The sequence below is a fragment of the Nonomuraea antimicrobica genome (assembly GCF_039536965.1).
GTDB lineage: Bacteria > Actinomycetota > Actinomycetes > Streptosporangiales > Streptosporangiaceae > Nonomuraea > Nonomuraea antimicrobica.
In genome coordinates, this window is sequence record NZ_BAAAZP010000191.1 from 1 (window position 1) to 23,028 (window position 23,028).

Below are 23,028 nucleotides of genomic sequence, written 5' to 3' on the forward strand. Positions count from 1 at the left end.
GGCACGCTGTTCGCGCCCGAGCCGCTCGTCGCGCAGGCCGTGGCCGAGGTGCTGGCCGACCAGCTCAGGCGCATCGCCGCGCTGCCCGAGCCCGGCCGGTTCCGGCTGCTGGTGGCGGCCGAGTCGGCGGGGGCGCTGGTCGCCGCCGAGATGTCGCACGACGGCATGCCGTGGGGGCGCGACGTGCACGACGCGCTGCTGACCGAGCTGCTCGGGCCGCGTCCCGTGCACGGCATGCGCCCGGTCAAGCTGCAGGCGCTGGCCGACGAGGTGGCGGCGGCGTTCGGGCGTCCGGTCAACCCCGACTCCGTGCAGCAGCTCGTCAAGGCGTTCAGGGGGGCGGGGGTGGCGCTGAAGACGACCAGGTCGTGGGAGCTGAAGCAGATCGACCACCCGGCGGTGGCGCCCCTGCTGGCCTACAAGGAGCTGGCGCGGCTGTTCAGCTTCCACGGGTGGGTGTGGGCCGACCAGTGGGTGCGCGGAGGGCGGTTCCGGCCGGAATACGTGGTGGGCGGGGTCGTGTCCGGGCGGTGGGCCACCAACGGGGGCGGGGCCCTGCAGATCCCCAAGGTGATGCGGCGGGTGGTGGTGGCCGACGACGGGTGGCGGCTCGTCGTGGCCGACGCGGCGCAGCTCGAACCGCGGGTGCTGGCCGCGATGGCCGGTGACGTGGGGCTGGCCAAGGCGGCCGGGGAGATCGACCTGTACTCTGCGCTGGCCCAGTCGTTCGGCGGCGAGCGCGCCAACGCCAAGATCGCGATGCTGTCCGCCATGTACGGCGGCACCAGCGGCGACGCCTCGAAGTTGCTGGCCGTGATGCGGCAGCGCTTCCCGAAGGCGTACCAGTTCGTCGAAGACGCGGCCAAGGCGGGGGAGGACGGGCGGATCGTCCGGTCGTGGCTGGGGCGCACCAGCCCGCCTCCGTCGGAGCGGTGGCGGGAGCTGGTGTCGGGGCCCGAGGGCGGGCGCGCGGCCCGCGACCGCGGGCGCTTCACCCGGAACTTCGTGGTGCAGGGCACCGCGGCCGAGTGGGCGCTGGCGCTGCTGGCCGTGCTGCGGGGGCGGCTGCCCGAGCCGGCCCGGCTGGTGTTCTTCCAGCACGACGAGGTGATGGTGCACTGTCCTGAGGCGCTGGCCGACGACGTGATCGCGGCCGTGGCGGCGTCGGCGGCCGAGGCCAGCAGGCTGCTGTTCGGGCAGAGCCCGGTGCGCTTCCCGATGGAGGCGGTGGCGGTCGCCTCCTACGCCGACGCCAAGTGACCCCAGCGGGTCGTTCCGGGCGGTGAGGTGTCAGGGGTGCTGGGGGCGGCGGGTGGCGGCGAGCCAGAGGGCCGCCAGGCCGACCATGACGCCTACCACCAGGCCGAGCATGCCGAACCCCAGCCAGCCCACGATCGCGCCCGCCACGATCGTGCCCGTGGCGCCGCAGACGTTCATGAGCAGGTCCGACAGCCCTTGCACGGCGGGCCGCCGGTCGAGCGGGACCGACTCCGTGACCAGCGCCGAGCCCGCCACCAGCCCGCACGACCAGCCCAGCCCCAGCAGCACCAGCGCCGCCGTCACCTGCCACACCCGGTGCCCCGCCGTGCCGGCCAGGACGGCGGCGCTCAGCAGCAGGGCCATGCCGAGCAACAGCACGGGCACCTTGCCCGCCTTGTCGGCCAGCCAGCCCACCACGGGCGACATCACGTACATCCCGGCGATGTGCAGGCTGATCACCAGGCCGATGACGTCCAGGTTCGAGCCGTCGTGGTGGAGCTTGACCGGGGTCATGGACATGACGGAGACCATGGCCGTGTGGCTGACGGCGATCATGACGAGCGCGCGGCGGGCCATCGGCGTGGTACGCAACGTCTGCCAGGCCGTACGGATCGTCCGGCCCCGCCCCGCGTCCGCGTCCCGCTCGCCGTTCACCTCGCGGGCCAGCGTGAGCGGGTCGGGACGGAGGAACCCGATGATGACGACCAGCGCGAGGGCGAACGCCAGCGCCGCGAACGCGAACGGCCCCGCCTTCTCCACCAGCCCGAGCCGCATGCCGATCTGGTCGGCGGGCTTGGCCAGGTTCGGGCCCGCCACGGAGCCGATCGTGGCGGCCCAGACGACCAGCGACAGGTGCCGGGCCGAGCGGTCGCGGGGCGACAGGTCGGTGGCCGAGTAGCGGGCCGCCAGCCCGCCGGCGCTGCCGCCGCCCACCAGGACGAGCCCGACCAGCAGCAGGGGCCACGTCCGCAGGCTGATGGCCAGCACCGAGATCGCGCAGCCCGCCAGCGCCGCCACGTACGCCAGCGACAATCCCGCCCGCCGCCCGCTCCGGCCGGACGCCCTGGCCGTCGGCAGGGCCAGCAGCGCCGCGCCGAGCACGGTGGCCGTGCCCGCGAAGCCGCTGATCACGGTGGAGCCCGACAGCTCGTCCACCACCACGGAGCTGAGTGCCAGCCCGACGGCGACTCCCACGCCGCCCACGATCTGCGCCGCCGACAGGACCACCAGGGTGCGGCGCTGGACGTGCCGAATCCGGTCAGAGGAGGAGAGAGCGGGCTTTGTGGGGGCACTGGTCACCCGTGAAGTCTCGCATAGCTCCTAACACCCCCCAAAGGGGACGCAGACCTCTTTGATCGGGAAAGGTGGCTTTCCCGCACATCACGCCGATTTCCCTCAGGGTGCGACTTCCCTCGCAGCACGATTTCCCTCACAGCACGACGACGGGGTCGCCCTGCGCGATGCGGCCGGGCCCGTCGGGGATCAGGTTGACGCCGAACCAGACCTTGCCGTCGCGCTTGCGGTGGCGCGACAGCGTCCTGATCGGCTCCTTGCCCTTGCGGTAGGTCGTCGTGTCGACCGTCGTCAGCACGCAGCGGTCGCAGCCCTTGGCCACGCGGAAGTCCACCTCGCCGATGCGTACCCGCTGCCAGCCGTCCTCGGCGAACGGCTCCCCGGCCCCGGCCACCACCACGTTCGGCCGGAACCTGCGCATCGGCAGCGGCGTCGGGGGCTCCTCGCCCAGCTCCAGCGCGGTCTCGGCGATCCAGTCGTCGAGCCTTGCGAGCGAGGCGGACGAGGTGAGCAGCAGCGGGTAGCCGTCGGCCAGGCTCACCCGGTCGCCCGGCCGGCCGTAGGCGGGATTGACCGGTCGCCGGGTCGGGTCGTCGAGCCACATCAGCCGGACCGGCCGGCCGGCCAGCCCCGTCAGCCACGCGGCGGCGGCGTCCCCGCAGTCGGTGAGGCCGAGGGGGACGCCATGCAGGCTCACCGTGGTCAGCCCCGTGATCGGCGCTCCTTCTCGCGTCGGGGGCGTCACCCGCAGGGGCTCAGCGTGCGGGCCGGTCAGCGTGAGGCCGTCGCCGTCGAGCCGGGCGACGCAGGCCAGCAGGCGCGGCACCACGCGGGCGGTGAGGGTCGTGCCCGTCTCGTCCGTGACGAGGTAGCGCCGGTCGCCCGCCAGCCCCCACGGCCGCACCTCGGCCTCCGTCACCTCGTGTCCCGCGGTGGACTTGACGGGGTAGAAGGAGATGCTCGCCAGCTTCACACAGCAGACCGTATCTCAGCGATCTCGGCGGACTCCGGCGCGGGCGAGTCCCCGCGGTGCAGGGCCGCGGCGAGCACCACGGTCGCCAGGGCGGCCACGCCGATCGCGGCGCCGATCCAGGCCACGGAGGGGTAGCCGAGTCCGGCGTCGATGGCCACCCCGCCGAGCCACGGGCCCGCGGTGATGCCGACGTTGAAGGCGGAGACGTTCAACGCGGCGGCCAGCGTGGGGGCGTTCTTGGCCAGCGTGAAGGGACGGGCGCTCAGCACCGGGTTGGTGCCGAACCCGAACAGGCCGAGCAGGAAGATCAGCGGGATGACGAGGAGCGCGACGGAGGCCGACAGAGCCAGCGCGGCCGAGGTCAGGACGACACCGGTGACTCCGGCGAACAGGAGCGGGAGCGGCCGCGCGTCGGCGATCCGGCCGCCGACGGTGATCCCGATCAGCGAGCCCACGCCGTACAGGGCCAGGACGGCGGGCACCCAGGCCGCGTCCAGGCCGGTGACGTCCGTCAGGAACGGGCTCAGGTAGCTGAAGGAGGACAGCAGCGCGCCCGTGGTCAGCGCGGTGGTGGCGTAGGCGAGCCAGAGGCGGGGCAGGCGCATCGAGCGCAGTTCGTCGGATACGCGCGGTACGGCCTCCGCGGCGGGACGGCCGCCCGGAATCGTGGCCAGCACGCCGATGCCGGCCAGCACCGACAGGCCGGCGACCGCCCAGAACGCGGCCCGCCAGCCCAGGTGCTGGCCGATCACCGTACCGGCGGACAGGCCGACGATCGTGGCCACGGTCAGCCCGCCGGCCAGCACGCTCATGGCCCTGGCGCGGGCGTTGGCGGGCACCAGGCTGATCGCGGCGAGGGCGGCCACGGCCCAGAACCCGGCGTACACGAAGGCGCCCACCACGCGCGTGGCGAACAACACCGCGTAGCTCGACGTCAGCGCGCCCGCGACGTGCGTGAGGGCGAAGATCGCCAGGAACGCGAGCAGCACCGTACGGCGGGGCCAGCGCAGCGTGACCACGGCCAGCACCGGCGCGCCCACCATCATCCCGATGGCGAACGCCGAGATCAGCAGCCCCGCGTCCGGCACGGACACCCCGAGGTCCCTGGCCAGCTCGGGGAGCAGCCCGGCCAGCATGAGCTCAGAGGTGCCCTGAGCGAAGATCGAAAGGCCCAGTATGTAGACGGCCAACGGCATGAAGACATTCCTCCGACAGTTTTAGATTGATCAGTTCAAAATCAGGGCGTGAAAAATTCAGAAGGTGGCCAGTGCGACGTTCGCGATCGACTCGAGCGTGGCCCGGTCGGCCCCGCCGCGCGCCGCGACGCGCAGGCCGCCGACCGTGGTGGAGACGAAGTGGGCCAGGGCCAGCGGGTCGTGCGTGGTGGCGAGCTCGCCGCGCGCGCGGGCGGTCTCGATCGCTGCTCTGATCGTCTGGATCCGGCTGTCGTTGTTGCGGCGCAGCAACTCCGCGATCTGCGGATCGTGCGGGCCCAGCTCGACCAGCGCGTTGACCACCATGCAGCCCGCCGGGTCGTCCGGGTCGGGATCGATCGCCCGCTGCAGCACCGTGCGGATCTTCTCCTGGATGGGCAGCTCGCTCTCCATCAGCTCGGCGAGTTGCGCGTTCTGTCCGGCCATGTAGTGGCGTAGCGCGCGTTCGTACAGGTCGTGTTTGCTCACGAACGTGTTGTAGATGCTGCTGCGGCCGAGGCCGGTCGCGGTGCACAGGTCCTGCGTCGAGGTGGCCTCGTAGCCGGCGTCCCAGAACGCCAGTATGGCCGCCTCGACCGCCCGTTCCTCCTCGAACTTCCTCGGTCGCGCCACGACGGGTACGCTACACGTTATGTACGGATCAGTTCAATACCTCAGTCGGCCTGCCGGAACGTGTCCAGGAACACCCTGCGGGTGCCGGCCTGGTCGTCCCACTTCAGCTCGGGCAGGTCGAACGTGATCTTGTACGCGGTCGTGTCGTCGACCGAGACGTACCTGGTGAGCGCGTGCATGGGGACGCCGTTGCCGGTCGTGTAGGTGTACTCCCAGTCGGCGGCCCGCCGGCCCCGGTAGTCCACGGCCTGCAACTGCACCTGGATGTAGCTCTCCAGCCCGCCTGCCGCCTCCTGGCGGCCCAGCTCCGCGAGGCCGCCGTCGGCCTGCGGGCCGGCCCGCTCGACGAGGACGCGCATGCCGGAGTCCTTCGGCCCGCTGAACGTCGCCACGCCGTCAGCCGTGGCGAGCTTCCAGTCCTCCGGCACGGCGGCGGCGAACCCGGTGCCGGCGTGCTCGGTGTAACCGGCGGGCACGGGGGAGGGGTCCGTCGGCTGCGCGTCCGCGGGGCCCTCGGTGGTGGCCGACGTGGTCGCGGGCGGCGCCTCGGCGGAGCCGCCGGACAGGATGCCGGAGAGGGTGCCGGAGAGGATGACCGCCACGGCGCCCACGACGACGGCCACGGCCAGCAGGGCGCTGACGATCGTGAGCGGCGTGGGACGGCCGCCGCGTACCCAGGGGCCGTCGTCGTCCTCCCTCCGGCGGCTCTTCCCCGTGCGGGGGCCGGTGCCGGGCAGCGTCGCCAGGCGGCCGCGGCCGACGTCGTCCGACAGGCCGCGCGACTGCTCCCGCAGGTCGTCGGCCGAGGCCAGCGGCCACGGGGTGGCCCCGCCTGGCCTGCTGGAGGTGCGGCTGTCGCTGGTCAGGGGCAGGATCGGCGGCGGATGAGGGACCCGGGGACCGTCGAGGTCGTCGTCGGGACCACGGCCGATCCGGGGCCCCGAGGGCGCGCTGAAGGACGGCTGGGGGCCTGAGGTGCTGGCCAGGGAGTCGTACGGGCCTGAGGTACTCGCGAGTGAGTCGTACGGACCGGAGGTGCCGGCCAGGGAGTCGTAGGGACCGGAGGTGCTCGCCAGGGAGTCGTATGGGCCTGAGGTGTTCGCGAGCGAGTCGTACGGGCCGGAGTTGCTCGCCAGGGAGTCGTACGCGCCGGAGGTGCTCACGGGCGGGTCGATCGGCCGGCCGGTCGCCGGGTCGTACGGCACCCGTACCGGCCCCGAGGGGGTCTCCACGATTCGCGAGGGCAGCGGCCCCGACGGGGTGTCCAGCGGCGGCAGCAGCCCGGCGGGCGTGGGGTCGACCGGGCTGGGCAGCACCTCGGGGGTAGGCGGCCTGGGCGCGCCGTGCGCCCGCAACACCGTCTCCAGCAGCTCGATGACCTGGGCGGAGGTCAGCCGTTCCGCCGGGTTCTTGCGCAGCAGGCCCTCGATCACCGGCAGGAGCGCCCCGGCGCGCTGTGGCCTGATCGGGTCCTGCGTGAGGACGGAGCCCAGCACCGCCACCGGGTCGGGCCCTTCGTACGGCGGCCGCCCCTCGACGGAGGTGTACAGGGTGGCCCCGAACGACCACAGGTCGGCCGCCTGCGTGATCGGCCGGCCGGACAGGCGCTCCGGCGGGATGTACGCGGGCGACCCCATGAGCAGCCCGGTCTGCGTGATCGTGACGTCGCCCTCGATGGCCGCGATGCCGAAGTCGGTCAGCACCACCCGGTCGGAGGTCAGCAGCACGTTGCCCGGCTTGATGTCGCGGTGCAGGATCCCGGCGGCGTGGGCGTGCATGAGGGCGTCCAGCACCCGGATGCCGATCTCGGCGGCCTGGATCACCGGCAGCGGCCCGCTCTGGCGTACGGCCTGCTCCAGCGACCACGCCCGGACCAGCTCCATCACGATCCAGGGGCGGCCGTCCTCCTCGACCACGTCGTGCACGGTCACGATGCCGGGATGGGTCAGCCGTGCGGCGGACCGGGCCTCGCGCAGCATGCGCCGGTGCGCCACCTGTTTGCCCGCGTGGTCGAGCCCGTACGGGAGGATCAGCTCCTTGACCGCCACGTCGCGGTCGAGCAGCACGTCGTGGGCGTGCCACACCATGCCCATGCCGCCCCTGCCGACCGGCGACATCAGCCGGTAGCGCCGCCCCACGAGCCGGCCCTGGCCGCCCTGCGGCGGGCCTCCCGCGGCACCTCCTTCTGGGCCGGGTCCGCTGAGCAAGCGGTCGGCTGCCATGTTCCCGCCCCCATCTCGCCTCATCCGTCACGTGCGTTCATCACGCTACTTGCAGATTGTGGAGGATCGACACGATATCTGTGGGGAATACACAAGGGAAGGTGAAGTCGCTTTACAGCGGTTCTGACGTGCTGAAATATCGCAAATAAAATTGATCACTTACTCAGATCGGCCAGAGCGCGCAAAGCATCGGTGAACGCCTCCACCGGCGGTTCGACCAGGCCCGCGCCGACCTGGCCGGTGCCCGCGACGCGGCCCGCGATCCCCGTGTTGACCACCGGCAGCAGGCCCGTACGCGCCACGAGCGTGAGGTCGATGCCGACCGGCGTGCCCCGGAATCCGAGGCCGGGGATCTGGTAGGCGGGGTGCTCGGTGAGCGTGATCTCGTACATGGAGCGGGTGGCCCGCACCGCGTCCTCGACCTCGCCGCCCACGAACCGGACGATCGCCGGCGAGGCCGCCATCGCGAACCCGCCCAGCCCCGACGTCTCGGTGATCGTGGAGTCGCCGATGTCCGGGTTGGCGTCGGCCGGGCCGTACGAACCCAGGTAGAGCCCGTCGGGCACCCCCGCGGGGCCGGTGAACCAGCGCCCGCCCAGCCCCGACACCTGCACGCCGAAGTCGGTGCCGTTCCTCGCCATCGCGACGACCAGCGAGGAGCCGGGCACGTCGCGGGCCGCGTCGGTGCTGACCTTGGCCGCGGCCATGCCGGCGTTGAGGAAGAAGTGGTCGTTGCCGCCGATGAAGCGCAGCACGTCGGCGGCCTCGGCGGGGGCCGCCGCCACGACGGCCGGGGCCAGCTCGCGCAGCAGGAGCGAGGTGGCGGCCCGGTTGCGGTTGTGCAGCTCGTCGCCCATCTGCAGGGCCTGCGCGATCAGTGAGCGCAGGTCGATCGGGCCCGTACGCTCCAGCGCCGCCGCCAGGGCCGGGCCGAGCACGCGGTCCATCCAGCGCAGCCGGTCGAGGACCTCGGGACCGTACGCGCCGTACCTGAGCACCTTGCCCAGTCCCTCGTTCAGCGAGCAGTAGGCGGTGCCGCCGTGCTCGTCGTCGCGCACCTCGAACAGCCACATGGACGGGCTCACCACGCCCGCCATCGGGCCCACGGCGGCGTGCTCGTGACAGGGGCTCAGCGTGACCGCGCCCGCCGCGAGCGCCTCCCCGGCCTCGTGCTCGTCCGCGGCCAGGCCCTCCAGCACCATCGCGCCGATCAGCGCGCCGCGCATGGGGCCCGAGGCGCGTTCCCACGTGATCGGCGGGCCCGCGTGCAGGAACGTGCCCGCGTCCAGCACCTCCGACGCCCGCCGCACGCCCACCAGGTGCGGGCGCGCGGAGACCAGCCTGCCCACGGCCAGCTCGTTTGCCGCCTCCCTGCGCGGATCGGACAGCACCCGCTCCAGCGCCCGCGCGGTACCGGGCAGCGGCGGACGCCACTCGACCGGCACCGTCGCGACGGCCTGCGCGCGCAGCGCCTCGTCCAGCAGCCCCGTGCCGACGGTGATCACGCGGGGCGCGGCGTTGAGCAGGGTCACAGGAGGCTCCTCGCGTGGCGGGCGGCCTGGGCGTTGGAGGTGAAGACGGCCGCGCCCGCCTCGCGGAAGGCCGCGGCCTGCCGGTGCAGGTCCTGCGGGTCGCCCTCGGTGCCGATCAGGGCGATCACGACCGTGGCCGGCGTACGGGCCACCGCGTGCGCCAGCGAGGCCGCCGGGTCGGGGTCGGCGCCGTGGCCGAGCACGACGTCCATGAGCACCACGTCCGTCTCACCGGCCCGGCCCAGGGCCTCCACCCGCAGCGCCGGATCGATCATCGGGTGCGCCCTGCCCCTGGTGTAGGCGTCGTCGCCGAAGTCCACGAAGTCGCCGCCCCCGGCCAGCAGCGCCGCCTCCGCGCTCAGCGTGCCACCGGCGTACAGGCCCCTGATCCGCTCGGGCGCGGGACGCGTACCGCGCCAGGCGGGCCACGACGGCCACTCGGGGACGGGCCTGCCGAGCGCGCGCAGCGCCTGCTCGGTCGCCTGGGTCAGGTCGGGCGCCCCTTCGCCCAGCAGGGCCCGTACCACGGGCGTGCGCGGTGGCTCCGCCTCCAGGGCCCGTGCCACCTCGGGGTCGGGCGGCTTGGAGACCAGCACGATCAGCTCGGTCGCCGGGTCGTCGTCCAGCATGCGCAGCGCGCGCCGCGTGGACAGGCCGCCCACCTCGGCCGACAGGTCGCGCCCGCCCACGCCGAGCACATGGCTGACGCCCGTGCCCGCCCAGTCGAGCAGGCACGTCACCTGCTGCGCGCCCGTGCCCGACGCGGCCACCACGCCGACAGGGCCGGGGGACAGGACGTTCGCGAAGCCCAGACCGGCCCCGGCGATCACGGCGGTGCCGCAGTCCGGCCCCATGACCAGGACGTCCCTGGCCTCGGCCAGCTCCTTGAGCAGGCGCTCGCTCTCGACGGGCACGCCGTCGCTGAAGATCATGACCGGCAGCCCGGCCTCGACGGCGTCCAGGGCCTCGAAGAAGGCGTACTCGCCGGGCGTGGAGATCAGGACGAGGTCGGCGGGCCCACGGGCGGCGGCGGAACGGGTGGTCAGCGGCGGCTGGTCCCCTGCTGCGCCGTGCGCGCGGGAGGAGGAGGCGGCCAGCCGCCGATCGGCCTCCCGCACGGCCGCGTCCGTGTCGCGGGCCCGTACCGCGATCACCAGGTCGCCCGGCCCCGCCTCCTGAACGCCGAAGCCCAGCTCCCGCAGGATCGAGACGTTGAGGTCGGTCGCCATCGCGACCATGGCGGCCTGCACGCCGGGCAGCTCCGACAGCGCGCGGCTGACCCGCATGAGGGCGACCGAGTCGTGGTAGGCGCCCCTCCGTACGAGCACCGCCTGCGGCAGGCCGTTCACCGGCCACCGCTCAGCGACAGCACGGCCCGTACGCCGATGGTGACGCCCTGGGCCAGGTCGGCGCCCGAGGTGTGACCGAGGCGGTGCAGGCGGCGCAGGGCCGGTTCGAGCGCCTGCCGTCCGGCCACGCCGCGCAGCACCGCGATCACTTCGGGGCTGGCCTCGCCCTTGGCCGCGCAGTGCAGGAGCGTGGCCGAGATCGGCGTCGTACGGGTGCGGGCGTCGTACGTGACGGTCGCCGCCAGCCAGTCGGCCAGCCAGACCGCCCGCCGCGTACCCGCCGCCGCGCCCAGATGCCGCAACGCCACCAGCAGCCCTGCCAGCACGTCGTCACCGCTCGGCGTCAGGCCGGGCCCGAGACCGACGAGCCGCTCCGCCGCCGTCACCACACCCAGCAGCCAGCCCTTCGCGCAACTGTCGGCGAGCAGTTCCACGGCGCCGTCGCCCGCCAGCCCCGCCCCCGGCGGGTCGCCCAGCACGGCCGCCACCTGCGCCAGCCGGTCCCGATCCACCCGGCCCAGCGGCGGCGAGGGGTCCCACCAGCGGCGCACGCCCAGGCTCAGCGGGCCCAGGTCGATCACCCGGTCGCCCACCGAGGCTTCGTCACCCACCGTGACGTGCGGCAGCGGGGTGGCCAGCAGCACGGAGTTCGGCAGCCGCGTCGCCTCACCGGTGATGACGGCGATCACCGCAGGCTCAACATCGGTCCTGACCTCGAGATAAACCCCCTCGGCGAACGTCGCCAGGACACGGGCGGGACGACGCTGGCCCTCCAGCACGGGCCGCACCGCCGTGCTGGCCGCGCCCGTGACGTGGGCGCGGGTACGCCGCGCATGAGTACTGACGGTCACCTGACCTCCCAACCGACCTTGGACCTGACCGTAGAACGACCGTTGAACCCTCCGTACGGGTAAATTTGCCAACAGTGAGCGGGAAGGTTGGCTCTTCCTGACAGACCGCTTCCGGGGTCACAATCTCCCCATGGAACCCCCCGTCCGCCTCGCCAGCACCGGCACGATCATTCACGGCGTGTCCGTCGAGGAGGTGCTCGGCGTGTCCACCCTCGCCGAGGCCAGGCTGATCGCGGGGGAGAGCGGGCTGGGCCGCATCGTGCAGCGGCTCAACGTGATGGAGGTGCCCGACATCCTGGCCTGGGTCAAGCCGCACGAGCTGCTGCTCACCACCGGCTACCCGCTGCGCAACACCCCGCAGTCGCTCGGCCGGCTGGTCGCCGACCTGGACGAGCGCGGCCTGGCCGCCCTGGCCATCAAACTCGGCCGGTACGTGGACACGCTGCCCGACGAGATGGTCGAGCAGGCCGACCGGCTCGGCTTCCCCCTCATCCTGCTGCCGAACGACGTCGGCTTCGACGACATCCTCAACCAGGTGCTCACCGACATCCTCAACCGCCAGGCCGCCGTACTCGCCCGCGCCGAGGAGGCCCACCGGGCGCTGGTGCAGGTGGTGCTGGCCGGGGGCGGGCTCGACGAGGTCACCGCCGAGGTGGCCACGCTCCTCGACGTGTCCGTGGCCGCCGTGGACGGTTCCGGCCGGGTGCTGGCCACCGCCGGTCCCGCCGACCATGTGACCGTCCTGTGCGAGTCGATCTCCAGCGAGGGCCCGCCGGGACGGGTACGCGCGTTCGCCTCCGTACCCGTCCTGGCCGGCGGCCACCACCACGGCAGGATCGTGGCCTACAGCCCGTCGGGAGCCATCAGGGACAGCGACGTCGGCATCCTCGAACGCGCCGCCACCGTCGCCGCGCTCGTCGTCACCCGGCAGGAGGCGGTCAACGCCGTCGAGAGCAAGTACCGCGCCGACTTCCTGCGTGACGTGCTCACCGGCCGGGCCGGCGCGGCCGACCGGGTGACCGCCAGGGCCGGGGCGTTCGGGTGGGACCTGGCGCGGCCGGTGGTCGTCCTGGTCGCCGAGCTGGACCCCGACGGCGACGAGCGCAGCGCCCAGGACCGGCTGGTCTCGTGCTGGACCGCCGCCATCCGCAGGCACGACCCGCAGGCGGCGGTGGCGGGGTTCTCGCACGAGGTGGTGGCCGTGGTGGGCGCCGCCACCGACGCCGCCAGGGTGGCCAGGGACGCCGCCGCGGCCTTCCTCGACGTGCCGCCCGCCACGTTCTCGACCGGCACCTCGCGGCCGAGCCCGGGGGCGGAGACGCTGCCGGAGGCGTACTCGCAGGCGCTCAAGGCCGCCCGGGTGGGCCGCCAGCTCCACGGGCCGGGGGCGGTGGCCCACTTCGACCAGCTCGGGGTTTACCGGCTGCTGTCGCTGGTGAACGACACCGACGAACTGCACGCGTTCGTCCGCGAGACGCTGGGGCCGCTCGCCTCCGACGACGACGCCGAGAACGCGGACCTGCGGCGCACGCTGCAGGCGCTCCTGGAGACCAACCTCAACGTGGCCGAGACGGCGCGGCGGCTGCACTTCCACTACAACACGCTGCGCTACCGCATCGGGAAGCTGGAGCGGCTGCTCGGCACCTTCACCGACGACCCGCACCTGCGCCTCAACCTCACGCTGGCCCTGCACGTGCTGCGCATGCGGGGGATCTGACCGTCCGGGGTCCCGGGCCGTGGTCCTAGGCTTGGGCAGCGTGGACTTCGAACTGCGCTCCGACTTCATCCCGCTGTGTGACCTGCTGAAGTACTGCGGGATCACGGAGACGGGCGGCATGGCCAAGCACCTCATCGCCGAAGGGCTGGTGCGGGTGGACGGAGAGGTGGAGCTGCGCAAGCGAGCCAAGATCCGGTCGGGTCAGGTGGTCAGCGGCGACGGCTTCTCGATCAGGGTGGAGTGACGCGAGAACGAGGCACGGAAAGTCACCGCGAAATTACGCATTGTTTACTAGTATCGGGCGCGCCGACGAAAAGAAACGGCCCCCGTGACGGGGGCCGTAGTACCCGGGATCGTAGCCCCGGGCGGGTAGCTACATGGTAGGACGTGATGGCGGTGCGCGACGGCAGAACGGACGTGGTCATGCTCGTCTCGGCCGACTCCGACCTGTGCGCCGCGATCGACGCCATCAGGCGCGGCGATCTGGAACGCTCCACCAAGACCAGGGTCATCACCGTCTTTCCGCCGAAGAGGCGCTCGGCAAGCCTGCGGCGGGCATGTTGGGTGCGCTGGGCAAGAAGAAACGGCCCTCGTGGTGAGGGCCGTAAAGCCCGGGAGCTGAGTGCCGGGCGTTCTGGCCCCAGGCTAGGAGAGCATGCGGTCCGTGACAAGCCGAATGGTGTGAGTGGCCGTTCTCCGCGAGGTTTTCTCTGGTGGGCGGGGCGGATTTGGCAGATCATGCCCGTGTAGGAGCGGGCCGGCGGGCCTAATGTGCCCGCAACGGAACGGGTCGCCGGCCCAGCGCCCAGCACAAGAGGGGCTCGCATGGTTGTGGGATGGACCAAACACGGTGACGGCAAGCACCTGGCTCCCGGCGAGGTGGTCAGGCCCGACGAGAGGCTGAGCTGGCCCCGGATGGTGGGGTTCGGGGCGCAGCACGTGATCGCGATGTTCGGCGCGACGTTCGTCTTCCCCCTCGTCATGGGGCTGGACCCGAACGTGGCCGTGATGATGTCGGGTGTCGCGACGATCCTGTTCCTGCTCATCGTGAAGGGCAAGGTCCCCAGCTACCTGGGCACCAGCGCCTCCTTCCTGGGCGGCGTGGTCGCGATCAGGGCCGCGGTGGGCGGCGACACCGGCGGGGCGGACGCCCTGGTGACCGGCGCCATCCTGGTCGCCGGGCTGGTGCTGGCGCTGGCCGGGCTGGCCATCCACTTCCTCGGCGTCGGCGTCATCCACCGGGTCTTCCCGCCCGTGGTGACCGGCGCGGTCGTGATGCTGATCGGGTTCGGGCTGGCGTTCGTGGCGGCGGACAACTACTGGCCGCAGGACCACTGGGTCGCGCTCGCCACGATGCTGATCACGTTCGTGGTGATCGTGCTGTTCAAGGGGTTCCTCGGGCGGATCGGGGTGCTGGTCGGGCTCGTGGCCGGGTTCGGGCTGTCGTGGGTGCTGGATCGGGTCGCGGGGCCGGTCACGTCCGTGCTGCCGGGGGTCAACCTGCGCGACGCCGCGGGGGCGAGCTGCCCGGCCGAGGGGACGTACTGCGTGGCCACGGCCTTCCCGCACGATCGGGTGAGCTTCGACGCGGTGGCGGCCGCGCCCTGGTTCGGGCTGCCGGACTTCCACGGGCCCGACTTCAGGACCTCCGCCGTGCTGCTGGTGCTCCCCGCCGTGATCGCGTTGATCGCGGAGAACATCGGGCACGTCAAGGCCGTGGGCGAGATGACCGGGACGGACCTGGACCCGTACGTGGGCAGGGCCGTGCTGGCCGACGGCGTCGGCACCATGGTCACCAGCGCCGTCGGCGGTTCCCCCACGACCACGTACGCGGAGAACATCGGCGTCATGGCGGCCACCAAGGTGTACTCAACGGCGGCCTACTACATCGCGGGCGTCATCGCGATCCTGTTCGGGCTCTGCCCCAAGTTCGGGGCGCTCATCGCGGCCACGCCGGGTGGCGTGCTCGGCGGCGTGACCGTCATCCTGTACGGCATGATCGGCCTGCTCGGCGCCAAGATCTGGATCGAGAACCGGGTGAACTTCGCCGATCCCGTGAACATGGTTCCGATCGGGGCGGGCATCATTCTGGCCATCGGACCTGTGAGGCACCTCATCAGCGGGGAGTTCGTCCTGGAGGGCATCACGCTCGGCACGATCGTCGTGCTGGGTGGCTACCACTTGCTGCGCGCCATCGCCGGGCGCACTCCCGAGCCCGTACGGAGCGAGGTGTGAAGCCGCCGCCGTTCATCCACCACGCGCCGCGCGACCTCGGCGCGGCTCTGCGGACCCTCGCCGAGGTGCGCGGGAAGGTGCTGGCGGGCGGGCAGAGCCTCATCCCCATGCTCAACATGCGGCTGGCCGCGCCCGAGCACCTCGTCGACATCAACCGGGTGGCCGGGCTGGACACCGTCGAGACGACCCCGGCGGGGGTCCGGGTCGGCGCGCTGGTCAGGCACTCCGAGGCCGAGCGGGCGGGGCTGCATCCGCTGCTGACGCGGGCGCTCAAGCTGGTCGCCCATCCCGTGATCCGCAACCGGGGGACCGTGGTGGGCAGCCTCGTGCACGCCGATCCGGCGGCCGAGCTGCCCGCGGTGCTGGCCGTGCTGGGCGGGCACGTACGGGTGGCCCGCCGGGACGGGAACGGCGGCATGGCCGTGCGGGACGTGCCGGCCGGGGAGTTCTTCGTCGGGCCGATGGAGTCGGACGTCCGGCCGGACGAGCTGGCCGTGTCGGCGTTCTTCCCGGCGCTGGGGGAGGGCGCCGGGGTCGCGTTCGAGGAGGTGGCCCGCAGGCACGGCGACTACGCGCTGGCGGGCGTGTGCGCCGTGGTCAGCCCGGGAGAGGTGGTCACGGCCAAGGTGGCGTGCATCGGGGTCGGGCCGGTGCCCGTCGTCGTGGAGCTGGACGCGGGCGAGACCGACTGGCGCGCGGTGGCGGCCCGCGTGCGCGACGCCACCGAACCCGAGGACGACATCCACGCCTCAGCCGCCTACCGCAGGCACCTGGTGGGCGTGCTGGCCGAGCGGGCGCTGCGCAACGCGGCGCGGGAAGGGGCGGCGGCCCGTGGAGCATGAGATCACCCTCGTCGTGAACGGCGTCGCCCGGCGCGTACGCGTGCCGGCGCGGCGGCTGCTGTCCGACTGCCTGCGGCACGACCTCGGCCTGACCGGCACCCACGTGGGCTGCGAGCACGGCGTCTGCGGCTGCTGCACGGTGCTGCTCGACGGCCTGCCGATACGTTCGTGCCTGACGTTCGCCGTGACGGTGGACGGCGCCGAGCTGACCACCGTGGAAGGGCTGGCGGACGCGGACGGCGGGCTGTCGCCGGTGCAACGGGCCTTCGCCGAGTGCCACGGGCTGCAGTGCGGGTTCTGCACGCCGGGCTTCCTGTGCACGGTGACCGCCCTGCTCAGGGAGAACCCGGCCCCCACCGAGGAGGAGGTGCTGGAGGGCATCTCGGGCAACCTGTGCCGCTGCACCGGCTACCAGAACATCGTCAAGGCCGTCCACCGGGCCGCCGAGCTGCTGGCGGAGGAGGCATGACGACGAGGCTGTTCGGGGAGCCCGTACCGCGCAGGGAGGATCCGCGGCTGCTCACCGGGCAGGGCCGCTACCTCGACGATCTGGGTCACGACGCGCTGGCGGCGGCGTTCGTACGGTCGCCGCACGCCCACGCCCGCATCCGCGACATCGACGTGGGCCCGGCGCTCGACGTGGAGGGGCTCGTCGCCATCTACACCTGGGAGGACCTGCCCGAACGCGTCGGCCGGGCCCTGCCGCTGCTGATCCCGCACCCCGCGCTCACCCACGGGCGCACCGCCTACCCGCTGGCCAGGGACGTCGTCAGGCACGTCGGCGAGCCGGTGGTCATGGTCGTGGCCACCGACCGCTACGCCGCCGAGGACGCCTGCGCGCTCATCGAGGTCGACTACGAGCCGCTCAAACCGGTGGTGGGCCTGGCGGAGGCCGTTCAGGGGGCCCAGCTCGTGCACCGGGACGTGCCGGGGAACGTCGGCGCCCACCTCGTCCAGGAGGTTCCCGCGGCCGACGGGCGCGGCGCGAGGGAGGCCATCGAGACCGCCCCGCACACGCTCGCGTTCCGGCTCGACATCGAGCGCAGCGCCAGCATGCCGCTGGAGGGCCGCGGCGTGTACGCCCGCTGGGACGGCCGCGACCTGCGCGTCTACTCCAGCACCCAGACCTCCACCAGCGTGCGCATGGCCGTGGCCGCCGCGCTCGAGCTGCCGCTGCCACAGGTCGAGGTGATCGCCCCCGACGTCGGCGGCGGCTTCGGCGTGAAGATCGTGCACCCGTGGCCCGAGGAGGTGCTCGTTCCGTGGGCCGCCATGACGCTCGGGCGCGAGCTGAAGTGGGCCGAGGACCGCAGGGAGCACTTCGTGGCCTCGGCGCACGAGCGGGCGCAGGTGCACTACGTGCGCGTGGGGTTCGACGACGACGGGCGCGTGCTGGGGCTGGACGTGACGATCCTGCACGACCACGGCGCCTACACGCCGTACGGGATCATCGTGCCCATCGTCACCTCCACGCAGCTTCTCGGGCCGTACAAGCCGGGGGCGTACCGGGTCGAGTTCACCGCCGTCTACACCAACACCGTGCAGGTCACCCCCTATCGCGGGGCCGGGCGGCCGCAGGGCGTGTTCTGCATGGAACGCACGATGGACAAGATCGCCCGATACCTGGGCAAGGACCGTACGGAGGTGCGGGAGGTCAACTTCATCCGGCCCGAGGAGTTCCCGTACGACCAGGGGATGACCTTCCAGGACGGCCGGCCGCTGATCTACGACAGCGGGAACTACCCCGAGCTGCTCCGCATGATCAAGGAACTCATCGGCTGGGACTCCTTCGAGCGCCGCCCGGGGCGCGGCATCGGGATCGGCTGCTACGTGGAGGGCACGGGCGTGGGGCCGTACGAGGGCGGGCACGTGCAGGTCACCTCCGACGGACGCGTCCACGTCTCCACCGGGCTCACCTCACAGGGGCAGGGCCACGAGACGGTCTTCGCCCAGATCGCCGCCACCGAGCTGGGCGTGCCCATCGACCGCGTCAGCGTGGTCACCGGCGACACCCGCCGCTTCGGGTACGCGGTGGGCACCTTCGCCTCCAGGGCCGCCGTCGTCAGCGGCAACGCCGTCGCCCTGGCCTGTAGGAAGGTACGCGAGAAGGCGCTGCGCATCGCCGCCGACGCGCTGGAGGCGAACCCCGCCGACCTCGACATCGCCGACGGGATCGTGCACGTGAGCGGGACACCGGCCGCCTCCATCCCGCTGTCCACGGTGGCGGTGCTGGCCAACCCGCTGCGTTACGCCTTCGACGAGGAGACGGCCAAGGCGACCCAGTTCGCCGGCGCCGCCGCCCCCGACCGCCCGCCCGTGGCCGAGGGGGACGAGCCGGGGCTGGAGGGCAAGGACTACTACTCGCCGATCCGGTCCACGTTCGCGGCCGGGATGCACGCCGCCATCGTCGAGACCGACCCCGACACCGCCGAGATCACCGTCGCGCGCTACGCCGTCGTGCACGACTGCGGGCGGCTGATCAACCCGATGATCGTCGAGGGGCAGATCCACGGCGGGGTGGCCCAGGGCATCGGCGGCGCCCTGTACGAACGCATGGTCTACGACCAGCACGGGCAGCTCGTCAACGCCTCCTTCATGGACTTCCTCATGCCGTACGCCACCGAGATCCCGCACATCGAGACCGGCCACCTGGAGACGCCCTCGCCGCTCAACCCGCTCGGCGTCAAGGGGGCAGGGGAGGCCGGCGTGATCCCGGTCTCCGCCGTCATCGCCTCGGCCCTGGAGGACGCCGAGGGCATCGAGATCGACCGCATGCCCATCTCGCCGTCCGAGCTGTTCGACCTGCGCACCGCCCGCCCGGAGTGAGCGGTGCCGGCGCGGCGCGGTGAGGGTTGCGGTGAACCCGGTTCGGGAGCGCTGCGTACCTCAAGACATGACGACATTCCCACGTCTGGCCGCTCTCGCGCTGCTGGCCGGACTGGCCGCCGCCTGCTCCTCCGGGGGCGGCGGCGGCCAGGTCGCGGCGGGCGCGCAGCGGGCCGTCGCCGCGCCCCTGACCGTCGAGCAGCTCTCGGCCAAGGTCGGGTGCGCGCCGAAGCTGCAGGTCGACGCCACTGAGCTGCGTACGGGGTACTGCAAGACCCCCGACGGCGAGTTCTTCGTGACGACGTTCCAGACCCAGGCAGGGAAGGACGCCTGGATGGACGCCGCCCCCGAGTACCACCCGCACCTCGTCGGGAACCTGTGGACGGTGCTGTCCAGCAGGAAGGTGCTCGATCTGCTCAAGGAACGGCTCGGCGGAGACCTGCACCTCACCGACCACAGGAAGAAGATGCAGGTGGTCGGGTGAGGAGGCCGGTTTCCTCACCCGTTCTGAGGTGATCGCCCGATCAGCGCAGGAGGGCGTACTGGGCGCGGATCTCGCCCGGGGTGGCGACCCTGTCCAGGAACATCAGGCCGTCCATGCGGCAGTCACACGGGTTCTGCTCCCGCGTGTTCTGCGGGTGACTGCCGCCGATCTTGATGCCGCGCGGGTCGGTCGCCGAGGTGAGGTCGGGCTCCGGGTCGCCCTTCAGCCCCCACGGGTCGCCGTCCACGGTGTAGGAGCCGTCGAGCGCGCGGCCGTCGCGGTAGAGGCGCATCGCCCCGGTGTCGAAGTCGAAGGTGGCGGCCAGGAACACCCACCGGTCGCGTGGCAGGATCGTCTGCCACGGCAGGTCCGCGGCGAAGGTCTGGGAGGCGGACCCGTCCACCCTCCTGGCCAGCGCCACCACCCGTAACTCGCCCTCGACGGTGATCAGCTCCAGCAGCGCCCGCACGTCGTGGCCCTGGGAGTCGCCGCTGAGGACGCCCGCCAGGCCGATCGCGCCGTAGCGGTCTGCCGGGTCGGGGGTGTTGGTGTTGAGCGCGGGCCCGGTGCCGGTCATCTTGAACCAGCCCATGATCGTGGTGCCCGCGGCGGCGTTGAAGGCCCGCAGACCGGGCAGGCCCGTCTCGGCGTACACCCCGGCCTTCCAGTCGTCGTTGCCGGTGGCCGCCTGGTCGACCTGCCGGGTCTGCAGGCTGTGCGTGCTGCCCCGGTACGCGCCGTCCGCGACGCGCATCGCCGCGCCGCCGTTGACCAGCGAGATGGGGGTGCCCGACAGGCCCTGGTCCTGCTCGCGGGCCGGGTCGCCGGGCACCGGGTGCTCGAAGTCGTACGCGGCCACGAGGCCGGGACGGAACGACGGCAGCACGCCCGACGGCGCGTACGTGGCCTTCGTCACCTTCCAGATCTTGCCGTTGGCCTTGGACAGGGCGTACAGCTCGCCCGCGGCGTCCTGGCCGAAGCGCAGGTCCACGCGGGTGTTGCCGGACAGGTCCTGCATGGTGACCGGCCTGCCGGCCGCGTCGACCAGGCGGGGCTGGTAGATGGTGGCCCGGGTGCCGGTCTGCTCCCGCATGTCGGCGGCGATCGTGTAGAACACCTGGCCGTCCACGATGTCGCCGAACAGGTACTTGCCGTACAGGAGCGGCAGCCGGTCGCCCCGGTAGACGAACCCGCCGACGATGGCGTGGCCGCTGTCGGCGGTGCACGGGTGGCCGGGCGGCGGGTCGTGGTCGTAGGCGGCCACCGGGTAGGTGTAGCCGTACTGCGCGTCGTCGTCGGGCAGCGTGTACAGGTGGCAGCGGTCGGCCTGGTCGTAGACGAAGGAGCCCTCGCGCTCGCTCCAGCCCAGGTTGTCGCCGGGGCCGACGTCGTAGACGGCCTCGATGGCGTGCTCGCCGATGTGGCCGAGGAACAGCCGGTTGCCGGCCTTGGAGTCCCAGCTGAAGCGGTGGGGGTCGCGCATGCCGTACGCGTAGATCTCGCCGAGCTTGCCCGCCTGGCCGGCGAACGGGTTCGACGGCGGGATGTCGTACTTGCCGGTGGAGCTGTCGGGGTCGATCCTGAGGATCTTGCCCTGGGGGATGGCCAGGTTCTGCGGGTCGTCGCTGGTGACGCCCCGGCCTCCGTCGCCCGCCGCGACGTAGAGCAGCCCGTGGTCGGCGTCGCCGGGGCGGGCGGCCGGGTTGAAGTCGATCTGCTGGATGCCGTGGATCTGGCCGGAGAAGCCGAGCCTGAGCACCTCGCGGCGGGTGCCGGTGAAGGTGGCGGCCCTGGGGTTCGCGGCCGTCCACTCGGTGATCACGCCGTGGAACCTGGTGCCGGGCTGGGGCGGCAGGTCCGGGGTCTTCGTGGTAAGCGCGTCGCCCCACTCGGTGTGCACGGTGTAGAACCTGCCGTTGCGCCCGAACTCGGGGTGGAAGGCGGCGAAGCCGAAGCCGCTGCCCAGCCCGCGCCCCGAGACGAAGTCGGGCGCGAACGCGGCGGCCACGTCGAGGTACTCCTTCGGCTGCCGGTCCCTGCCGAGCAGGTAGAGCTTGCCGTTGAGGTCGTTGGCGTACAGGCGGCGCGAGCCGTCGGGCAGCTCGCCGAGGTAGTTGATCCTGGCCCAGCGCACGAGGCGCGGGTCGGTGGGCTCCGGGATCGTCTCGGTCTTGGGGAAGGAGGCGAACTCCTCCAGCGTCAGCGTGAGCGGCGACGGCGTGGGCTTCTCGGGGATCGGGTCGTCGATCGGGACCGGTGCTGCGGCGACGGCCGGGGGTGCGAACAGGGCGGTCAGCAGCAGGACGACCGCGACGGTGAGAGTGCGAAAGGCGGGCATCGGGGGATCCTCTCGCAGCGCCCGGAGGGCTGGAAAGCGCTTTCTGGGACGTCGCGATCGTAACTCCCGGCGAGACCCTGTCAAGGGCCGGTGCGGGGTCCGTACGCGTCCCCGCCGCCGCACGTGACGCGCGCCGCCCGCTTCCCGCGCAGGTCAGCGGGGTGGCGGTGGGGCGGTGGAGGCCCGGACCACCAGCTCGTGGCGCGTACGCCGGCGGCGCGGGCGCGCGGCGGGCGGCTTGAGCACCAGCTCCAGGGCCTGCCTGCCCATGCCCACCATGGGCAGGCGCACGGTGGTGAGCGCCGGGTAGACGTCCTCGGCCACGGGCACGTCGTCGAACCCGGCCACCGAGATCTCGCCGGGCACCCGGTGCCCGTGGTTGAGCAGCCAGGACAGCGCGCCGACCGCCATCGGGTCGTTCAGCGCCACCACCGCCGTCAGGTCGGGGTGGGCCCGCAGCAGCCGGGCCGCGGCCGTCGCGCCGCCCTCCCTGGTGAAGTCGCCGTGCACCAGGGGGACGGTGTCCCAGTCGAGCCCGGCCGTGCCGTACGCCGTGCGCAGCCCCGCCAGCCGGTCCTCCACCGTGGTCAGGTTGGGCGGGCCGCCGATCACGCCCAGCCGGCGGTGGCCCAGGTCGAGGAGGTGGCGCATGAGGCTCGCGCCGCCCGCGGCGTTGTCGGGCAGCACCGCGTCGATCGCCAGGTGGTGGCGGCCGATCACCGCGACCCGGCCCCCCGCCCCCGTGAACGAACGCAGCTCGGCGGCGAGGTCGGCCTCGGTGTCGGCCTCGACGTACCCCGACCCGGCCAGCACGATCGAGGTCACCCGGTGGGCGCGCAGCGCGCGCACCCTGGACAGCTCGGCCCGCGGGTCGCGCTCGGTCTGGCTGATCAGCGCCAGGTAGCCGCGGCTCTCGGTCTCGCGCAGCACGCCCCTGGCGATCTCGGCGAAGTAGGGGTCGCCCACGTCGTGCACGATCAGCCCGACCATCGACGCCTGCCCGCCGGCCAGCGCCCGCGCGTGGCTGTTGGGCACGTAGCCCACCTGGGACGCGATCGCCTGGACGTGCGCCGCGACCTCGGGGCTCACTCCCGCGCTGCCGGTCATGGCCCGTGAGGCCGTCGCCAGCGACACCCCGGCCGCCTTGGCCACGTCGACGAGACGAGGAGGGGACGGGAGGGAAGGTCGCTCTGCCATGCCGGTGCGGACCCCCTTGTCCAAGGCTGGATCTCGTGTAATCGTAACCGAAAGCGCTTACGAAAGCGCTTTCGCTCCGCCTC

18 protein-coding genes are annotated in these 23,028 nt (G+C 72.8%); 8 read left to right on the plus strand and 10 right to left on the minus strand.

The features are described from left to right. On the plus strand, positions 1-1,260 hold a 1,260-nt coding region (locus tag ABD844_RS43370), incomplete at its 5' end, for a bifunctional 3'-5' exonuclease/DNA polymerase (RefSeq protein WP_344892442.1). 30 nt (positions 1,261-1,290) lie between these two features. Here the strand turns inward: ABD844_RS43370 and ABD844_RS43375 are convergent. The 8 genes from ABD844_RS43375 to ABD844_RS43410 all read right to left on the minus strand — a co-directional run bounded on the left by ABD844_RS43375 (position 1,291) and on the right by ABD844_RS43410 (position 11,306). Further along, positions 1,291-2,559: an MFS transporter gene (locus tag ABD844_RS43375; RefSeq protein WP_344892445.1), complete on the minus strand. Its 1,269-nt coding sequence runs from the start codon at positions 2,557-2,559 to the stop codon at positions 1,291-1,293. Between the two features lie 130 nt (positions 2,560-2,689). Further along, the gene (locus ABD844_RS43380; protein WP_344892448.1) at positions 2,690-3,526 is read right to left on the minus strand and encodes an MOSC domain-containing protein; all 837 of its coding nucleotides are present in this window, start codon (positions 3,524-3,526) and stop codon (positions 2,690-2,692) included. After that, positions 3,523-4,722 (minus strand): Cmx/CmrA family chloramphenicol efflux MFS transporter, encoded by a 1,200-nt coding sequence (locus ABD844_RS43385; RefSeq protein ID WP_344892452.1) that lies wholly within the window; start codon positions 4,720-4,722, stop codon positions 3,523-3,525. The genes ABD844_RS43380 and ABD844_RS43385 overlap by 4 nt, the downstream gene beginning before the upstream one ends. A gap of 57 nt (positions 4,723-4,779) precedes the next feature. After that, positions 4,780-5,352, minus strand: a complete 573-nt coding sequence (locus ABD844_RS43390) for a TetR/AcrR family transcriptional regulator (RefSeq protein ID WP_344892455.1) — start codon at positions 5,350-5,352, stop codon at positions 4,780-4,782. Positions 5,353-5,393: 41 nt separating this feature from the next. Further along, entirely contained in the window at positions 5,394-7,574 is a 2,181-nt protein-coding gene (locus tag ABD844_RS43395; protein WP_344892458.1) for a serine/threonine-protein kinase, read from the minus strand. A 155-nt stretch (positions 7,575-7,729) separates the two neighbouring features. Further along, on the minus strand, positions 7,730-9,106 hold the full coding sequence (locus ABD844_RS43400) for a YlbE family protein (RefSeq protein ID WP_344892461.1): 1,377 nt from the start codon (positions 9,104-9,106) through the stop codon (positions 7,730-7,732). Further along, on the minus strand, positions 9,103-10,455 hold the full coding sequence (locus ABD844_RS43405; RefSeq protein ID WP_344892464.1) for an AllF/FdrA family protein: 1,353 nt from the start codon (positions 10,453-10,455) through the stop codon (positions 9,103-9,105). The genes ABD844_RS43400 and ABD844_RS43405 overlap by 4 nt, the downstream gene beginning before the upstream one ends. Next, the gene (locus tag ABD844_RS43410; protein WP_344892467.1) at positions 10,452-11,306 is read right to left on the minus strand and encodes an oxamate carbamoyltransferase subunit AllH family protein; all 855 of its coding nucleotides are present in this window, start codon (positions 11,304-11,306) and stop codon (positions 10,452-10,454) included. Before ABD844_RS43410 ends, ABD844_RS43405 begins: the two co-directional genes overlap by 4 nt. 130 nt (positions 11,307-11,436) lie before the next feature. Between ABD844_RS43410 and ABD844_RS43415 the strand changes: the two genes are divergently transcribed. The 7 genes from ABD844_RS43415 to ABD844_RS43445 all read left to right on the plus strand — a co-directional run bounded on the left by ABD844_RS43415 (position 11,437) and on the right by ABD844_RS43445 (position 19,410). Further along, entirely contained in the window at positions 11,437-13,023 is a 1,587-nt protein-coding gene (locus tag ABD844_RS43415) for a PucR family transcriptional regulator ligand-binding domain-containing protein (protein ID WP_344892470.1), read from the plus strand. Between the two features lie 40 nt (positions 13,024-13,063). After that, positions 13,064-13,267 (plus strand): RNA-binding S4 domain-containing protein, encoded by a 204-nt coding sequence (locus tag ABD844_RS43420; protein WP_344892473.1) that lies wholly within the window; start codon positions 13,064-13,066, stop codon positions 13,265-13,267. Between the two features lie 581 nt (positions 13,268-13,848). Further along, complete coding sequence (locus ABD844_RS43425) at positions 13,849-15,258, plus strand: uracil-xanthine permease family protein (protein ID WP_344892475.1); 1,410 nt, start codon at positions 13,849-13,851, stop codon at positions 15,256-15,258. After that, entirely contained in the window at positions 15,255-16,100 is an 846-nt protein-coding gene (locus ABD844_RS43430; protein WP_344892479.1) for an FAD binding domain-containing protein, read from the plus strand. Before ABD844_RS43425 ends, ABD844_RS43430 begins: the two co-directional genes overlap by 4 nt. Continuing rightward, on the plus strand, positions 16,090-16,569 hold the full coding sequence (locus ABD844_RS43435; RefSeq protein WP_344892482.1) for a (2Fe-2S)-binding protein: 480 nt from the start codon (positions 16,090-16,092) through the stop codon (positions 16,567-16,569). Before ABD844_RS43430 ends, ABD844_RS43435 begins: the two co-directional genes overlap by 11 nt. After that, a complete protein-coding gene (gene cutA / locus ABD844_RS43440) occupies positions 16,566-18,926 on the plus strand; it encodes an aerobic carbon-monoxide dehydrogenase large subunit (protein ID WP_344892485.1) in 2,361 nt (786 codons plus the stop codon). The genes ABD844_RS43435 and cutA overlap by 4 nt, the downstream gene beginning before the upstream one ends. A gap of 67 nt (positions 18,927-18,993) precedes the next feature. Beyond that, a complete protein-coding gene (locus tag ABD844_RS43445) occupies positions 18,994-19,410 on the plus strand; it encodes a hypothetical protein (protein WP_344892488.1) in 417 nt (138 codons plus the stop codon). A 40-nt stretch (positions 19,411-19,450) separates the two neighbouring features. On the opposite strand, the gene ABD844_RS43450 is transcribed toward ABD844_RS43445, so the two are convergent. Both ABD844_RS43450 and ABD844_RS43455 read right to left on the minus strand, forming a co-directional pair. Continuing rightward, positions 19,451-21,748, minus strand: coding sequence for a PQQ-dependent sugar dehydrogenase (locus ABD844_RS43450; protein WP_344892491.1), 2,298 nt, complete (start codon positions 21,746-21,748; stop codon positions 19,451-19,453). A gap of 153 nt (positions 21,749-21,901) precedes the next feature. Then, positions 21,902-22,945 (minus strand): LacI family DNA-binding transcriptional regulator, encoded by a 1,044-nt coding sequence (locus ABD844_RS43455; protein ID WP_344892494.1) that lies wholly within the window; start codon positions 22,943-22,945, stop codon positions 21,902-21,904. Between the last annotated feature and the right edge of the window lie 83 nt (positions 22,946-23,028).